Below are 14,826 nucleotides of genomic sequence, written 5' to 3'. Positions count from 1 at the left end.
AGCCTCTTTCATACTGTTAGTATGATGTAGCTAAGTCCGTCTCCGGGTGCCGTCCGAGACAGCGCAGTCCGCGCTTTCCCACGACAGCAGGAGCACCCGCAGGCTATGACCAGCATCGAACTGGCCCCCACGTGCCTCGACCTCGCCGATTTCACCCGTGTCGCCTGCTGGGATCCGGTCGCGGAGACGTCGATGATCATGGCGACGCCCTCCGCCGAGCCGGAACTGTTCGAGCGCTATCACCGAGGCGCGGTGGCGAGCTACCGCCGGTTCGGCGTGAGCGGCGCCATGGACGCCGACGTGGCCAGCTGTGCCGACGACACGGCCGTCTTCTGGGCGCTGACCGATATCCGGGGTGAGATGGTCGGCGGTGTTCGGGCGAAGGGGCCGCTGCTCACCCCTGACGATTCCCACGCCGCCGTCGAATGGGCAGGGCAACCCGGCGAGACCGACCTCCGACGGGCCATCGCCGAGATGGTGCCGCTGGGAGTCGTCGAACTCAAGGGCGCCTGGACCGACAAGGAGTCGGGGGGCACGCGGCACCGCTCGCAGATGATCGCCCGCTGCGGCTTCCACGCCATGTCTGCGTTCGATCTGACCTACTTCATGGCCACCTCGGCGGCGCACATCCTGGAGCAGTGGCGATCGTCGGGCGGCGTGGTGGCCGACATCCCCGCGACGCCTTATCCCGACGAGCGCTACGAGACCAAGATGATCGTCTGGGATAGGCGCACGTTCACCGTGCACGGCGCCGCCGATCAAGTCGGGGCGATCTTCCGGGAGATGGCTCAGGTCCAGCGTGGCCTGCGCGTGCAGCGGGTGCCGGGCCTCGCCACTGGAACGTCGCCATACGAGTCCCTGGCGTTGGCGAGCTGAGCGGTAGCTTCCTCGCTGTCAGTACGGTGATCCTGTGCGGATAGCCGGCGGGAACATCTCGGTCGAGGTGCGCGACGGCGTGGTGCGCGCTCGCGGGCTGCCGTACGGCCGGGTCACCCGCTTCGCCGCAGCCGCGCCGGCCTCCGCCTGGTCCGGTGAGCGCGACGCGACCCGATCCGGCCCGGTCTGTCCGCAACGGCCGTCGCGACTGAGCTTCGTCACCGGTCCGGTGCTCGGCGATCTGGTGTTCGACGAGGACTGCCTGGTGGTCTCGGTGACGGCTCCGACGGACGCCGACGACCTGCCGGTGATGGTGTGGTTTCACGGTGGCGCGTACGTGGCGGGCGGCGGGGAATCACCGAAATACGATGCGGGAGCGCTGGTTCGCGAAGGCGGCGTCGTGGTCGTCAACGTGACCTACCGGTTGGGTGTCTTCGGCTACCTCACCCCGCCGGGGGCCGGAGGCGACGACAACCTCGGGCTGCACGACCAGATTCTCGCGCTGCGCTGGGTGCAGGACAACATCGCGGCGTTCGGCGGCGACCCGGACAACGTGACGGTGTTCGGGCAGTCCGCGGGCGGCGACAGCGTGCTGGCGCTGATGCTGTGCGAGGAGACCGACGGACTGTTCCACCGCGCGATCGTGCAGAGCGCACCGCTGGGCATCGGCACACAGAATGCGGGCGTCGGCGCCGACCGGGCGGCGATGGCGACCGCCCTGCGGGAGGTGATGGCGACCTCGCTGGCCGGCGTCGCACCGGGGGACGCGTCGCGCGCGCAACTGCTGACCGCCGAGGGCCGTGCAGTCGCGTCGGCGCAGCGCTTCGGGATGCTCGGCGGGATGGCGTTCGCGCCGCTGCTCGGCCGGGCGCCGCTGCCGGCACCCGACGAGATGCCGGCGCGAATCGCCGCCGCCGCCACCCGCATCGAACTGCTGATCGGGCACACCGGGGACGACGCCTCGCCGTTCATCGCGATGAGCCCGCGACTGAAGAGGCTGGCGCGTGTCAAACCCGTCGAGCGGCTTGCTGTTCGGTCATTGGCGCCGAAGGTCACTGCACGCATGTTCGGGGACCCGGTGGACCCGTTCGTCGCGACCTGGCGCGCGCACGGTGGCCGGGTGTCGACGTATCGGTTCGACTGGCACCCCGACCGCGCACCGCTGGGGGCCTGCCACTGCATGGAACTGCCGCTGCTCTTCGAGTCCGGCGACGTCTGGTCGGACGCCCCGATGCTGGGGCCCGGCGGGGCGATCGACCGGGCACTCGCGGCACGCCTCCGGGCGGTCTGGACCGGCTTCGCGCACCGTGGAGTCGACGGTCTCGCCGCTACGATGCTCTTCACGTGACCCCGCGGTAAGGATCGGTGCGTGGCTGAGCCAACCATTCAGTTCCGTCGGCTCGCCGAGCAGGTCGCCGACCAACTGCGCCGACGGATCCTCTCCGGCGAGCTCGCGGACGGCAGCATCCTGCCCAAGGAGGACGAGCTGCTGCGGGAGTTCCCGGTCAGCAAGCCGTCGCTGCGCGAGGCCATGCGGATTCTGGAAGCCGAGGGACTGCTGCGCGTCCGTCGCGGAAAGCTCGGCGGGGCCGTCGTTCGTCGGCCCACCGCTGCCAACGTCGCGTACACCATCGGCCTGGTTCTCGGGTCGCAGGAGGTCGGGCTGTCCGACGTCGGGCGGGCGCTGCTGCGGGTCGAGCCGGCGTGCGCGGCGCTCTGCGCCGAGCGCACGGATCGCGAGCGCGCGGTGGTGCCGACGCTGCGCGCGCTGCACGACGAAGCGGTCGCGGTGGTCGAGGACCTCGCGTTGGTGACGGCCGCGAGCAGGCGGTATCACGAAGCGCTGGTGGCCAATTGCGGCAATCAAACCATGATCATCCTCGCGGGCGCCCTGGAGATGCTGTGGTCGGCGCACGAGACGTCGTGGTCCAGCCGGGTCGCCGACGGCAGCATCGTTCCACTCGCCGAGCGGCTCGCGGTGCTCGAGGACCACCGGCAGGTCATCGATGCGATCGCGGCGGGCGACGGGCGTCGAGCGCATGATCTGTCGGCCGCGCACCTCGTCGACGCTCAGCACTATCCGGGCTCGGCGGGGGTCGTCGACCCGACGATGGTGCGGGCTTGGCAGCCCGACCATTGACCGGGCTCCTCATTTTCATATGATTTGGTGATGGGCGTCGAAGCAGCCGCCGCGACCCCCGCGGAAGCCGCGCAGTACCGCGAGGCGGGCTGGTGGTCCGACGTCACGCTGTCCGACTGCGTCCGCCGCAACGCGACCGCGACGCCGGACGGTGCCGCCTATACCGATTTCGCTGCCGCCGGCCGTCGGCTGACGTGGGCGGAGTTCGACTCCGCCGCCACCAATCTGGCGCACCGGCTCGTCGCACTCGGGGTTCGGCCGGGGCAGCGGGTTGCCATGTGGCACAACGACACCGCCGCCATTCACGTGCTCCTAGTCGCCATCGAACGGTGCGGTGCGGCGGTCATCGGTCTCGGCGCCCGTGCCGGTGTCCGCGAGACCGCTGAGATCCTGCGGACCTCGGAACCGGCGCTGCTGGTGTGCGACCCCGAACGACAGGTACCGGCCGCAGAGCTGGGGCAGCGCGTCGTCGTGTTCGGCGACGGTGCCGAACTGGAGATCGACACCCGTCCCGCCGCCGACACCGGGCTGGCCCCCATCGGCGCCGACGACGTCTTCCTCATCAACTCGACGTCGGGCACGACCGGCCTACCGAAGTGCGTCGTGCACACCCAGAATCGCTGGCACTACTTCCATCAGAAGGCCGTCGCCAACGGTGGGCTGACGAGCGACGACGTCTTCCTGCCCGTTATCCCGACGCCGTTCGGCTTCGGCATCTGGACCTCGCATACAACGCCGATTCACCTGGGCGCCAGCACCGTTCGCATGGACCGCTTCGACGCTGCGGACACCTGTGCGGCGATCGAGCGGCACCGTGCGACCGTGCTGTGCTGCGTCAGTACGCAGTTGGCGATGCTGTTGGCCAACAGTGCGTCGCGTGAGCACGATCTCTCGAGCCTGCGCGTCGTGTTCACCGGCGGCGAGCCGCTGCCGTACACGCAGTCGGCTCGCTTCGAGGAGTTGACCGGCGCCACCATCCTGCAGTTCTACGGGTCAAACGAGACCGGCATGCTCAGCGCCACCACGCTCGACGACCCGCTGCACCGAAGGCTGCGCACCGCCGGGCGCATCGTGCCCGAGATGCACGTACGACTGTTCGACGGCGACCGCGACGTCACGGCGACCGGCCGCGGCCAGCCCGCGTGCCGAGGCCCGGCGCTGAGCCTCGGATACCTGGGCGGCGCCGACCACGACAAGCTGTACACCCCGGACGGCTGGATGCGGATGGGCGACATCTGCGATCTAGACGACGAGGGGTTCCTCACCCTGGCGGGCCGCACGTCGGACTTCATCCTGCGGGCGGGCAAGAATATCAGCGCCGTCCAGGTGGAGGACGTGGTGGCGACACATCCCGCGGTGGCCGTCGCCGCCGCCGTCGCAATGCCGGATCCGCTGTTCGGGGAGCGAGTGTGTGCCTACGTCGAGCTCACCGACGGCGCCGCGCTCGACCTGCCGACGCTGGTGGAACATTTGCTATCGCAGGGTGTTTCGAAGGAGCTGCTGCCCGAGCGACTCGAGGTGCTCGACGAGCTACCGCGATCGTCTGGAGGCAAGATCGCGAAAGGGCGGCTGCGGGATGAGATCCGATCGAGACTGGAGTCACGATGACGACTGACGACGTGAGACCAGGCGGACTCGCGGTGTGGGCGCCGTCGAAGACGCCGCCCATCGGCGTCGACCTGACCGAGGAGCAGATGCTGGCGGTGGCGTTCCGGCACCTCGCCGACCTCGGCTTCGCCGAGAACATGGCGGGTCACATCACCTGGCAGCTCGACGGGCGGACCGACATGCTGGTCAATCCGTGGGGACTGTGGTGGAAGGAGCTGACGGCGTCCGACATCTGCGTCGTCGACGAGGACGCGCGAGTCGTCCGCGGGCGCTGGGACGTGACGCCCGCCATCCACATCCACACCGAACTGCACCGGCTGCGGCCCGACGCCAGGGTCGTCATCCACAACCACCCGTACTACGTCAGCGTGCTGGCCGCGCTCGGTGTGCTGCCCGAGCTGATGCACCAGACGGGAGCGCTGTTCCTCGACGACATGCATCTGGTGCCGACCTACGACGGTGAGATCGACGCCCCCTGGCGGGCAATCGAACTCGCGAAGGAAGTGGGATCGGCCAACATGATCCTGCTGGCCAATCACGGCGTGATCATCACGGGCGGCACCCTGGCCGAGGCCGTCTACCGGGCCGCGTCCATCGAGCGGGTCTGCAAGCTCGCCTACGACGTGATGCTCACGGGCCGAACGCCTTCGGCGATGAATCGCGGCGACCTCATCGGCATGAAGGCCTCGCTGATCGAACGCGCCGCCGACGTGTACTGGGCCGGGGCGGCCCGCATGACCATCAAGGCCGACCGCGCGGTTCTCGACTGAAGGAGATCAGGCCATGGGTTCCATCGACGAGATGTCGGCGAATCTCGGTTTCACGACCGCCAAAACGGGGGCCGACCGGTCGGTCACCTTCCTGGCCGAACCGGAGCGGGCCGACCGTCTGTACACCGTCATCTCCGTCGACGATCACATCGTCGAGCCGCCCGATACGTTCGAGGGCCGGGTTCCCCGGAAGTTCGCCGACCGCGCCCCGCGGGTGGTCGACACCGACGACGGCGGCCAGACGTGGCTCTTCGACGGCAACTCGCTGCCCAACGTCGGCTTCAACGCCGTGGTGGGGCGGCCGGTCTCCGAGTACGGCTTCGAGCCGACGCGGTTCGACGAAATGCGCCGCGGCGCATGGGACATCCACGCGCGTGTCGCGGACATGGACCTCAACGGCGTGTACGCGTCGCTGAACTTCCCGTCGTTCCTGCCGGGGTTCGCCGGGCAGCGTCTGCAACAGGTCACCACGGACACCGACCTCGCGATGGCGTGCGTGCGGGCCTGGAACGACTGGCACATCGACGCGTGGGCGGGCGCGTACCCGGACCGCATCATCCCGTGCCAGCTGCCGTGGCTGCTGGATCCCGAGATCAGCGCGAAGATGATCTACGAGAACGCAGACCGCGGCTTTCACGCCGTCACGTTCAGTGAGAGCCCCGCGCTACTGGGACTGCCGACCATCCACTCCGGGTACTGGGAGCCGATGCTGGCGGCGTGCGCCGACACCGGGACGGTGGTGAACCTGCACATCGGGTCGTCGGGTACGTCGCCGTCGACGTCAGCAGACGCGCCGCCCGACGTGCAGGGCGTGCTGTTCTTCGCGTACGCGATCACCGCGGCCGTCGACTGGCTGTACTCGGGTGTGTGCACGCGCTACCCCGATCTCAAGATCTGCCTGTCCGAGGGTGGAATCGGCTGGGTGGCCGGGCTTCTCGACCGTCTCGACCACATGCTCAGCTATCACGAGATGTACGGGACGTGGGCGGCGCTGGGGGAGACGTTGACACCCGCCGAGGTGTTCACGCGCAACTTCTGGTTCTGCGCCGTGGAGGATCAGTCGTCGTTCGTGCAGTACAAGCGGATCGGCGAGGACAACATCCTGCTCGAGGCCGACTATCCGCACTGCGACTCGACGTGGCCGCACACCCAGCGCACCATCCACGAGCAGATCGCCGGCCTGCCGCCGGAGATCATCCGCAAGGTGACGTGGGAGAACGCCGCTCGGCTCTACCAGCATCCGGTGCCGGTGGCGGTGCAGAACGACCCGAACGCGTTCTAGCCGAGTCCCAACCCTCCGGTGACCTTCTTCAGTCCGCCGGTCAGACCGCCGGTGACGCCACCGACCGCGTCGGTGACGCCGCCGGTGACGCCGCCCACGGTGTTGGTGACGCCGCCGGTGACGCCGCCCACGGTGTTGGTGACGCCGCCGGTGATCCCGCCGACCGCGTCGGTGACGCCTCCGACGACGCTGCCCACCGGGCTACCGGGCGCCCTCGGCGTCGCCGACATTCCGGCCGGCCTGGGCACCGACGACGTCCGTGTCTCCTTCGTCGGCTCGGGTTCGGTCTCTTCGACCGCCTCGGGCTCGGGGACACTCTCCTGCTTGGCCGGCGCGACGTTGGTGTAGGTCGGTTCGTTGAAGGTCGTCGTCATCGGCGCGGGCTTCGCCTCGGGCAGCGCGCCGACCTCCTTCGTCGCGGCTGCGGCGAGCGGATTCATTCCGCCCACAACGGCCTTGATGATGTCGTCGAATCCGCCGAAGCCGATCCCGCCACCCCCGAGGATCTTCGAGAGCAGCGTGAACACGCCGGTGATCGCGTTAGGCGTCGACGGTGTCGGATTGCCGCTGAAGAACTCCTTCTGGATGCCGTTTATCAGCGACTGGACGATGTCGCCGGGAACCCTGCCCCAGTCGACATCCGGGAACGACATGAACGCGGTCGGGTCGCCGGCTTGATCGAGCGTTCGGGTGTACGTCCCATCCGGGTTCCGCACGACGTCGGTGTACCCGAGATTGACCAGGCTGGTCAGCGCGGGCGCGAGGGCGTTCGCCAAGGTGCCCAGGGGATTCGGGAAAGCCCCCAGCGTCATGATGTTCGTCAGGTCGGTCAGCAGGTACAGCGGCTCGAGCAACGGCAGGCTGTTGGCGGGCAGCGTGAGATACAGGTTGAGCGCGAGCGGGTCGGCGCCGAGGCTGCTCAGGATCTGCTTGAGTTGGGCCTCCATCTGCGGGGTGAGGTTCGACGTGTCGACGCCGCGCAGGACGTACGTCGGTAACAGGAACGCCATGAGGTTGTTCGCGACCGAGAACGGGTTCGGCCACGCCGCGAAGTCGGACAGCAGGTCGTACTGCACCGTCGCGTCGACCTTGATCGGGATCAGGTTGGCACCGCCGAGCGAGAGTCCCGTGGTGCCGATCGGCACTCCGCCGCTGCTGGTGACCTGAGTGTCGGGCGTCACGGTGTCGATGCCGAAGAGTCGGGCGATCGGATAGAACCGGGCGAACAGGCCACCGTTGGCGCGACCGGGATTGCGCAGCAACAACATCGGCAGGATCGTCAGACTGCCCAGCAGGGGATCGGTCGCCTTGGTCGGCGACTTCGCACCGCCGGGTTGGTACTGCAGGTCCTCGACGATCTTCGGGTAGGCGGCACCCGCGGCGAACGCGCCGAGGCCGAAGCCGACGACGATCGGCACACGCAGGTCGATCAGATCGAGTCGGGCGGGAATGGCGTCGACGACGTTGTCGAGGAGACCGTCGAGTGAGCCGACGAGGCCGCCGAGTCCCAGCAGTGGATTGTCGGCCGAGAGGATCTGAAGCCGGTCGAGCACCGTGCTGAGCAATCCGTTCACACCGAGCGGCAGATACTCGGTGCTATTGACCTCTGCTGCAACCGAATTCGGCAGCGCCGGCACCCAGCCGAGGTCGAGGCCGAGCAGCTTCAGCAGTGTGAAGGGCGGGCCCGTGGTGATGATGTTCAGCCCCGGCACGTCGAGATTCGACAGGTTCAGCGGATCGCTGAGGTCGAGTCCCAGGAGTTGTAGCAGCTTCGTCACGGTCGTCATGCCGGTGCCGTCGGTGATCCCGAGCGCTTTCAGCGCGGGTCCGAGGATGCCGTTCGCGGCGTCGAGTCCGACGAGATTCGCGAGCAGCGGCGACAGGTCGATCGGAATACGATCCAAGACGCCACGGAGCAGTTCGGGCGACAGACCCTGGAGGAAACTCGCCGGGTCCATCCCCGACGCTTTGGCCAGTGCCATCAGGTTGATGTTGTTCATGATCGCCTCGAGAATCGCTGCCGCGATCTGCTGGGCGAGGTCGTATCCGGCGGTGCCGAGGCCGCCGGTCAAGTCGGGGATCTCGTCGGGCGGCGGAGCGGTCTTCACCGCTGCGGCGAGTGCGACGTCGCGGTTGAGCATCTCGTCGGTGGGCGGCGGCACCAGGCCGACCGTCAGCGTCGCCGCGGTCATGATCGCGACGGCGGCGACGGCCAGCTTCCCTGGCCGGAAGCCGACGCTGACCCGCGTGCGGTCCCGTTGGAGTTGATGATCGCCCGCCATTCGGACACCCCTTCGGTCGCGCAACGGTGACATCACGTCCCTCGGAGCATATGTCACCGTGAGCTACATCACATAAGATTGCCAGCAACGCCGGGTTCGGCCTTGTAGAGCGCCGAAACAACCAAGCTGTACGGCAGTGAACTGGACCGGGCGCTCGTTGCGGGCGGTGGTGCTGATGTGACGTCAGGTGCTGCTGATTGAGGTATCAGCAAAGTTCCGGCCACGGTTGAACTTGGATAGCCGGATCGTTTGCTCAGTCCGCTCGCGCCCGATGCCGCGGGGATTCCGTCACGGGCCTGTGAACTGGGCTTTATTCATCGGTAACACTGCCGCGGGTGACTGAGCCCGCGGGATGCAGCGGATGCCGTGGTTAGCCCTGCGGGAAGGGCCGCGGGTGCCGGCTCATCGCTCGTTGCTGTACAGATCACGTTTTGATAACTATGTTGCTCTTCGTGGGTCGGCATGCGTTAGCCAGCAGGCAGCGAACGTCGTCCGTGTTGATGACCGCGGCGGTCGGCCCGATCGCGGTCCTCCTCGCGGTCGGCGGTGACGCGTGGTCGGCGACCGCCGCCCGCAGCGTCGCACCCGCCGCGGACAACCCGCCCCCCTGCTGCGTGGAGATCGTCGCCGTCCCGACGGCGTTCCCGTCGGGCCCGCTGGCCGGGACGGAGGCGGGCGATTCCGCTCCGGCCGAAGTCGTCACGGCCGCGTCCAGGATGCGCACCGCCGTCGCACCGGCGATGAGGGTGGTTCTGGGCGCCGGAGACGCCCCGGAGCAAGGCCTGCAAGTCAAGACGATTCAGGTGTCGCGCAGCATCAGCGCGATCTTCCCCGAGATCACCAGCATCGGCGGCGTACGTGCGGACGCGCTGCGGTGGCATCCCAACGGCTTGGCGCTCGACGTCATGATTCCGAACGCGAACTCCGAGGCCGGTATCGCCCTCGGGAACGAGATCGTCTCCTACGTGCTGAAGAACGCCAAGCGGTTCGCAATCCAGGACGCGATCTGGCGCGGCGTCTACTACACGCCCGGAGGATCGCGCGCGGGCGGCTACGGCCACTACGACCACGTGCACATCACGACTCTCGGTGGCGGCTATCCCACAGGGGACGAGACGTACTACCGCTGAGCGGAACGTCGTCGTCTTTCGCTAGCGTCGACTGCTCGTACGGAGCGGTCCTCATCACCGGTCTTTCCGCTCGCGGACCGTGCTACTCGGGTTATGTTGTGCGCTCAGCAGCAGCTTCCGGGGAGGCCGACGTGGATGGCACGCCGTTTGGGCGTTACCGATTCATCGAATTGCTGGGTCGCGGTGGAATGGGTGAAGTCTGGCGCGCGTACGACACGGTGACCGACCGCGTCGTCGCGGTCAAGGTACTGCCCGTCCATCTGGCGAGCGACGAGCGATTCCAGCAGCGCTTCCGGCGGGAGGCGAAAGCCGCGGCCAGCCTGACCAATCCGCACGTCGTGCCGATTCACGACTTCGGTGAGATCGACGGCAGGCTGTTCGTGGACATGCGACTGATCGAGGGGCGCGATCTCGACACCATGCTCGCCGACGGCCCGATCGAGCCGACGCGCGCCGTCCGGATCGTCGAGCAGATCGCCTCCGCGTTGCAGTCGGCGCATCGCATCGGCCTGGTGCACAGGGACGTCAAGCCGTCCAACATCCTGGTGGCCGAGGACGATTTCGCGTATCTGATCGATTTCGGCATCGCCCGTGCGGCCGGAGAGAGCGGTTTGACCGAGACCGGCGGCGCGGTGGGCACCTGGGCCTACATGGCTCCCGAGCGGTTCGGTTCCGGGGACGCCGACGCCCGGTCGGACGTCTACGCGCTGGCGTGTGTGCTCTACCAGTCGCTGACGGGTCGGCAGCCGTTCCCCGGCGATTCGTTCGAGCAGGTCGCCACCGCCCACCTGATGACGCCGCCGCCGCTGCCGTCGACCTCATCGCCGCGGTTGTCCCCGTCGCTCGACCACGTCATCGCCACCGGGATGGCCAAGCAACCGGAGCAGCGCTACGCGACCACCCGCGATTTGGCCGCGGCCGCGCGGGATGCCGTCACGGAACCGCTCGGCCCGAAGACCCGGTCGAACCCCGAGCCGGCCGCACCGACCATCGCGGCCCCGCAGGGTGGTGGCGCCCCGACCGTGCGTCACCCGGCCGTGGTTCCCCCGCGCCCGCAGCAGCCGCCGCCCAGACCGGTGCCGCCGCCGCACCCGCCGGGGCCGCAGGCGGCGCCCACCCAGGCGCGGCCGCCGTCGTCGCCGCCCCCGCCCGTCATCCCGCAGGCCCCGCCCGCGGCGGCGGCTCCCACCCCCGCCGCCCCGTCGAAGGGCCGCGGGAAACTCCTCCTCGCGGGTGCTGCGGTCGTCGTCGTCGCGGTCGTAGCGGTCACGGCGATCATGCTGACGGGTGGGGGTGGTGACGAGACGGCGGCCCCGTCCGCGTCTCCGTCACCGTCGTCGGGTGGGCCCTCGCCGGGTGGGACGTCGTCGGCTCCCGGCGCGACCGGCGGCGGGATCTTCAGTGGCGCGCAGCCGTGGAACCTTGACGTCTCCGGAGCGGCGGTGTCCGACCGCAGCGAAGCGATCATCAGCACGCTCAGCGGAATGGGCGGCTGGGGGACTGACAACGCGCTGCAGACCGACTTCTCGATACCGGTGTTCTTCGCGGACGCCAACACACCGCGGATCCAGGTCGTCGGTGTTGAGGATTACTGCGGCGGAGGGCCGGACTGCGACCCGGTACCCGCGGAGATGCCGGTGCCGGAGAACGCCAACATCGAGGGGTCGACGAACTTGGAGTGCGATATCTCGGGCAGCACTGAGAGCCAGGGCGACTGCCATCTGCTCGTCGTCGACCGTGAAGGCGGCAAGCTGTACGAGACGTACCAGGCGAATAAAGACGGCGAGAACCTCACCGTCCAGGGATTGTTCGTGTGGGACCTGAACAAGGAATATCCCGACAACCTGCGCGGGGAGCAGTGCACGAGTGCGGACGCCGGTGGGTTCCCGATCTCCGCAATGCTGGTCACCGCCGACGAAGTCGCCTCCGGCTCAATCGATCACGCGATCCGGTTCGTGCTACCCAACGACCGGATGAAGGCGGAGACCTACGTGCATCCGGCGAGCCACGCAGGTGGCCCGCAGAGCACCGACCCCAACGCACCGCCGTACGGCGTGCGGTTCCGGCTCAAGCCGGACTTCGACGAGTCGAGTTTCACCGACTCGCAGAAGGTGGTGCTGAAGGCGATGAAGACCTACGGGATGCTGCTGTCCGACGGCGGCCAGGTTCCGCTGACGTTCGCCGACGATCGGACCAGCACCGCGAAGTGGGCGGACCTCGGGATCGACGCGCAGTCGTTCAGCGCGATCACCAGCGACCAGTTCGAGGTCGTCGAACTCGGTGAGGAGATCCCGCTCACCTACGACTGCGTGCGAAACCCCTGAGCTACTTGAGGATCAGGACGACGGCGTACCCGTCGTGATCGCCGGTGGTCGTGGTCGCCGTGGTGTAGGCGTTGTCCAGCGGGACCATGCCGCCGTACGTCGCCCGGCCGCTGAGGATGAGTCGCATCGCGAGCGCGTTGCGCGCCGTGTTCGACGAGACGTACGTGTGCCCCGGCAGGAAGCCGTGCACGATGCCGAACTGCTCGGTGCTGAACGCGCCGCTCCAGACGTACCCGCCGGCGGTCTCGACGGGATCGGGTCCGAAGATGCGGCCGTGATCGTTCGGGAACACGAAGAGGTTGTTGGAGTAGCCGAACAGCGGCAGGTTCGGGAGTTGCCCGTAGGTGATCTCGTCGATCGTGCCCTCGAAGCCGCCGGTGTGGATCGGCTGAGCCGGGAAGCCCGACCAGAACATCGCGGTGTCGAGCTTCGACGCGGCCTGCGCCGGTGAGGTCGACGTGGGGTCGACGATGACGATGTTCACCGCCTCGAGCAGCGTCTTGCCGCCGTACGGCTCGCCACCGTAATCGGCGATCCGCCCGTCGGGCTTGAGCATCCACTTCCCGATGTCGCCGTACGCGGTGTCGGCTTCGTCGGAAGGGTCGGGGATGGTCGCGGAGGTCGCCGGGGTGGCGTTCGTCAGCCCGGTCGTCGTGGTCAACGGCCAGGTGAGCTGCAGCGTGATGTTCTCGATCTCGCGGCGCACCAGCTGCAGCACACCGAGGATGATCGGCATCGGCGCCGTCGGCGTGCCGTCCGGGGTGCTCGCCGACGGCGGGAAGCCCAGCGCGGACAGCAGTCCGGAGACCAGGGTGACGACGGGGTTGACGAAGACGAGTTGCGGTGGCGCAGGCGCGACCGGGGCCGCTGCGGCGAGGTCGCTCACCGACGCCGAGGTGAGTCGTGCACCCGGAGCCGGAGGTGTCGGGGCGGTCGTGGGGGCGGCGACGTGCCTGACCGCGTCAGCGGTGTCGGAAAGCATGCGCGCGTACGTGCCTGCGGTGTCGTCGGTGGTCGCGTCGGTATCGGGTTCGGCTGTCGGTGGGGTGCTCTCCCGTGCGCGTTTCCCCGACACGACCGGTGCGTCGGAATCCTTTGTCGCGGATGCCTTCTCGGGGAGGTTCGGGATCGACTCCGGTAGCGCGGCGGGATCGTTCTCCCCGGCTTCCTCCGCGGGAGCGGTGCCCAACTGCATCGTCGGCACGGTGGGCGCACCGGGCTCGTGGTCTTCGGAAGTCGTGGAAGCGGTGGGGGAGTCCGCACCGGTGGGCGCGGTGGCGGTGTCGTCGCCGGTCGACGGGCTCGACGACGTCTGTGCGCCGGCACCACCGGCTCCGCCGGTCTCGTCGGCGCGCGCGATTCCGGGACCGCCTGCAACGGCTGCACCGATGCCCAGCGCCAGGGCCAGCGCCCCGACCCGACCCACGAACGCCGCAGCGGGTCGAGCGGAAAGACCTTGTTGCGCATCGATGTACGCGATGCTGTGCCTACCCATGGCCATCTCCCCACTACCAGCTACCTTCGGCGGACGAAGTGTATACGCCTGACCGCCGCAACCGCCAAACTCCTCGGAGTCCGAGCAACCCCACTGGACAGGATTCGCCACGCCGCTGTCGGAGGCGGTAGGCAGGATGGCCGCCTGTGAACTCCTTGACGTTGACGCGTACCGCGGCGGTCGTGATCACCGTGGGCATCGGGATCGCGAGCTTCGTGCTGTCCTTCACGGCGCTCGCGGATCTCGCAGCCAGGGCCGGTATCCCCGAGAGCTTGGCGTGGCTGTGGCCGCTGATCGTCGACGGCACCATCCTGCAGGCCACGATGGCGGTGGTCGCACTCGCCGGCCTCGAGGGTCAGCGGCGCAATCGGCGTTACTTCTGGATCGTGTTGTCGACGTCAGCCGCCGTCAGCGTCGTCGCCAACGGCTGGCACGCCGTGCTTCCCGATTCCGCGCCGGTGAGTCCCTGGCTGGCGGCGGCGATCGCAGTGGTGGCGCCCGTCAGCCTGTTGGCGTCGACCCACGGGCTGAGCCTTCTCACCAGGGTTTCGGCGTCGCGCCCTCGGGCGATCGCCGACCCGCCGCTGCGCGCACCGCTCGTGGATGCGGCGCCCGGACTGCTCGACGAGGCGGAGATGCCGACGCCGCCGCCGGTGGACCCGGCGCTCCTGCCGTGGGCGGACGTGGCCGACGTGATCGTGGCGCGGGGCGGCGACGCCGACGCCGACACCGTGGCTGCGGTTCTGCACCTCTGTTTCGAGCGCGACCTCAGCCCGAAGACGATAGGGCGACAACTCGGGGTGGAGCAGCGGGTGGTTCACGACATCGTCGCCGTCGGAGACGAGTTGCTGAGGTCGGGCGACGTCAGCGTCGAGCGGGTGGCGGTCTGACGCTTCGCCGCCGCCGATTGGCGAATTGA

Annotated in this window: 11 protein-coding genes; 9 read left to right on the top strand and 2 right to left on the bottom strand. The window is 68.6% G+C overall.

The window, feature by feature from the left end:
* The first annotated feature begins 105 nt into the window (after window positions 1-105).
* Genes NM203_RS08420 through NM203_RS08395 form a run of 6 tightly spaced genes read left to right on the top strand, consistent with a single transcriptional unit; the run spans window position 106 to window position 6,676 of the window.
* Window positions 106-876 carry a hypothetical protein gene (locus NM203_RS08420; protein ID WP_255059382.1) on the top strand — a complete coding sequence of 257 codons (771 nt, stop codon included), beginning with the start codon at window positions 106-108 and terminating at the stop codon, window positions 874-876.
* Between the two features lie 34 nt (window positions 877-910).
* The gene (locus NM203_RS08415) at window positions 911-2,224 is read left to right on the top strand and encodes a carboxylesterase family protein (protein WP_255059381.1); all 1,314 of its coding nucleotides are present in this window, start codon (window positions 911-913) and stop codon (window positions 2,222-2,224) included.
* Window positions 2,225-2,245: 21 nt separating this feature from the next.
* Window positions 2,246-3,016, top strand: a complete 771-nt coding sequence (locus NM203_RS08410) for a FadR/GntR family transcriptional regulator (RefSeq protein ID WP_255059379.1) — start codon at window positions 2,246-2,248, stop codon at window positions 3,014-3,016.
* A gap of 30 nt (window positions 3,017-3,046) precedes the next feature.
* Window positions 3,047-4,624 carry a class I adenylate-forming enzyme family protein gene (locus NM203_RS08405; RefSeq protein ID WP_255059378.1) on the top strand — a complete coding sequence of 526 codons (1,578 nt, stop codon included), beginning with the start codon at window positions 3,047-3,049 and terminating at the stop codon, window positions 4,622-4,624.
* Window positions 4,621-5,394: a class II aldolase/adducin family protein gene (locus tag NM203_RS08400; protein WP_255059377.1), complete on the top strand. Its 774-nt coding sequence runs from the start codon at window positions 4,621-4,623 to the stop codon at window positions 5,392-5,394. The genes NM203_RS08405 and NM203_RS08400 overlap by 4 nt, the downstream gene beginning before the upstream one ends.
* A 13-nt stretch (window positions 5,395-5,407) precedes the next feature.
* Window positions 5,408-6,676, top strand: a complete 1,269-nt coding sequence (locus NM203_RS08395) for an amidohydrolase family protein (protein WP_255059376.1) — start codon at window positions 5,408-5,410, stop codon at window positions 6,674-6,676.
* Here NM203_RS08395 and NM203_RS08390 read toward each other — a convergent pair.
* The gene (locus tag NM203_RS08390) at window positions 6,673-8,958 is read right to left on the bottom strand and encodes an alpha/beta hydrolase family protein (RefSeq protein ID WP_255059375.1); all 2,286 of its coding nucleotides are present in this window, start codon (window positions 8,956-8,958) and stop codon (window positions 6,673-6,675) included. The two genes, NM203_RS08395 and NM203_RS08390, sit on opposite strands and share 4 nt — an antisense overlap.
* Window positions 8,959-9,410: 452 nt before the next feature.
* Between NM203_RS08390 and NM203_RS08385 the strand changes: the two genes are divergently transcribed.
* On the top strand, window positions 9,411-10,088 hold the full coding sequence (locus tag NM203_RS08385) for a VldE C-terminal domain-containing protein (RefSeq protein ID WP_255059374.1): 678 nt from the start codon (window positions 9,411-9,413) through the stop codon (window positions 10,086-10,088).
* 131 nt (window positions 10,089-10,219) lie between these two features.
* Window positions 10,220-12,412, top strand: coding sequence for a serine/threonine-protein kinase (locus tag NM203_RS08380; protein ID WP_255059373.1), 2,193 nt, complete (start codon window positions 10,220-10,222; stop codon window positions 12,410-12,412).
* Window position 12,413: 1 nt separating this feature from the next.
* Here NM203_RS08380 and NM203_RS08375 read toward each other — a convergent pair whose 3' ends face one another.
* Window positions 12,414-13,907: a hypothetical protein gene (locus NM203_RS08375; protein ID WP_255059372.1), complete on the bottom strand. Its 1,494-nt coding sequence runs from the start codon at window positions 13,905-13,907 to the stop codon at window positions 12,414-12,416.
* A gap of 146 nt (window positions 13,908-14,053) precedes the next feature.
* On the opposite strand from NM203_RS08375, the gene NM203_RS08370 reads away from it, so the two are divergent.
* Complete coding sequence (locus NM203_RS08370; protein ID WP_255059371.1) at window positions 14,054-14,797, top strand: DUF2637 domain-containing protein; 744 nt, start codon at window positions 14,054-14,056, stop codon at window positions 14,795-14,797.
* The last annotated feature ends 29 nt before the right edge of the window (window positions 14,798-14,826 follow it).

The organism is Mycolicibacterium arenosum (assembly GCF_024320865.1).
GTDB lineage: Bacteria > Actinomycetota > Actinomycetes > Mycobacteriales > Mycobacteriaceae > Mycobacterium > Mycobacterium arenosum.
Note: the sequence above shows the minus strand (reverse complement) of the source record. Positions and strands in the feature narration are given on the sequence as shown.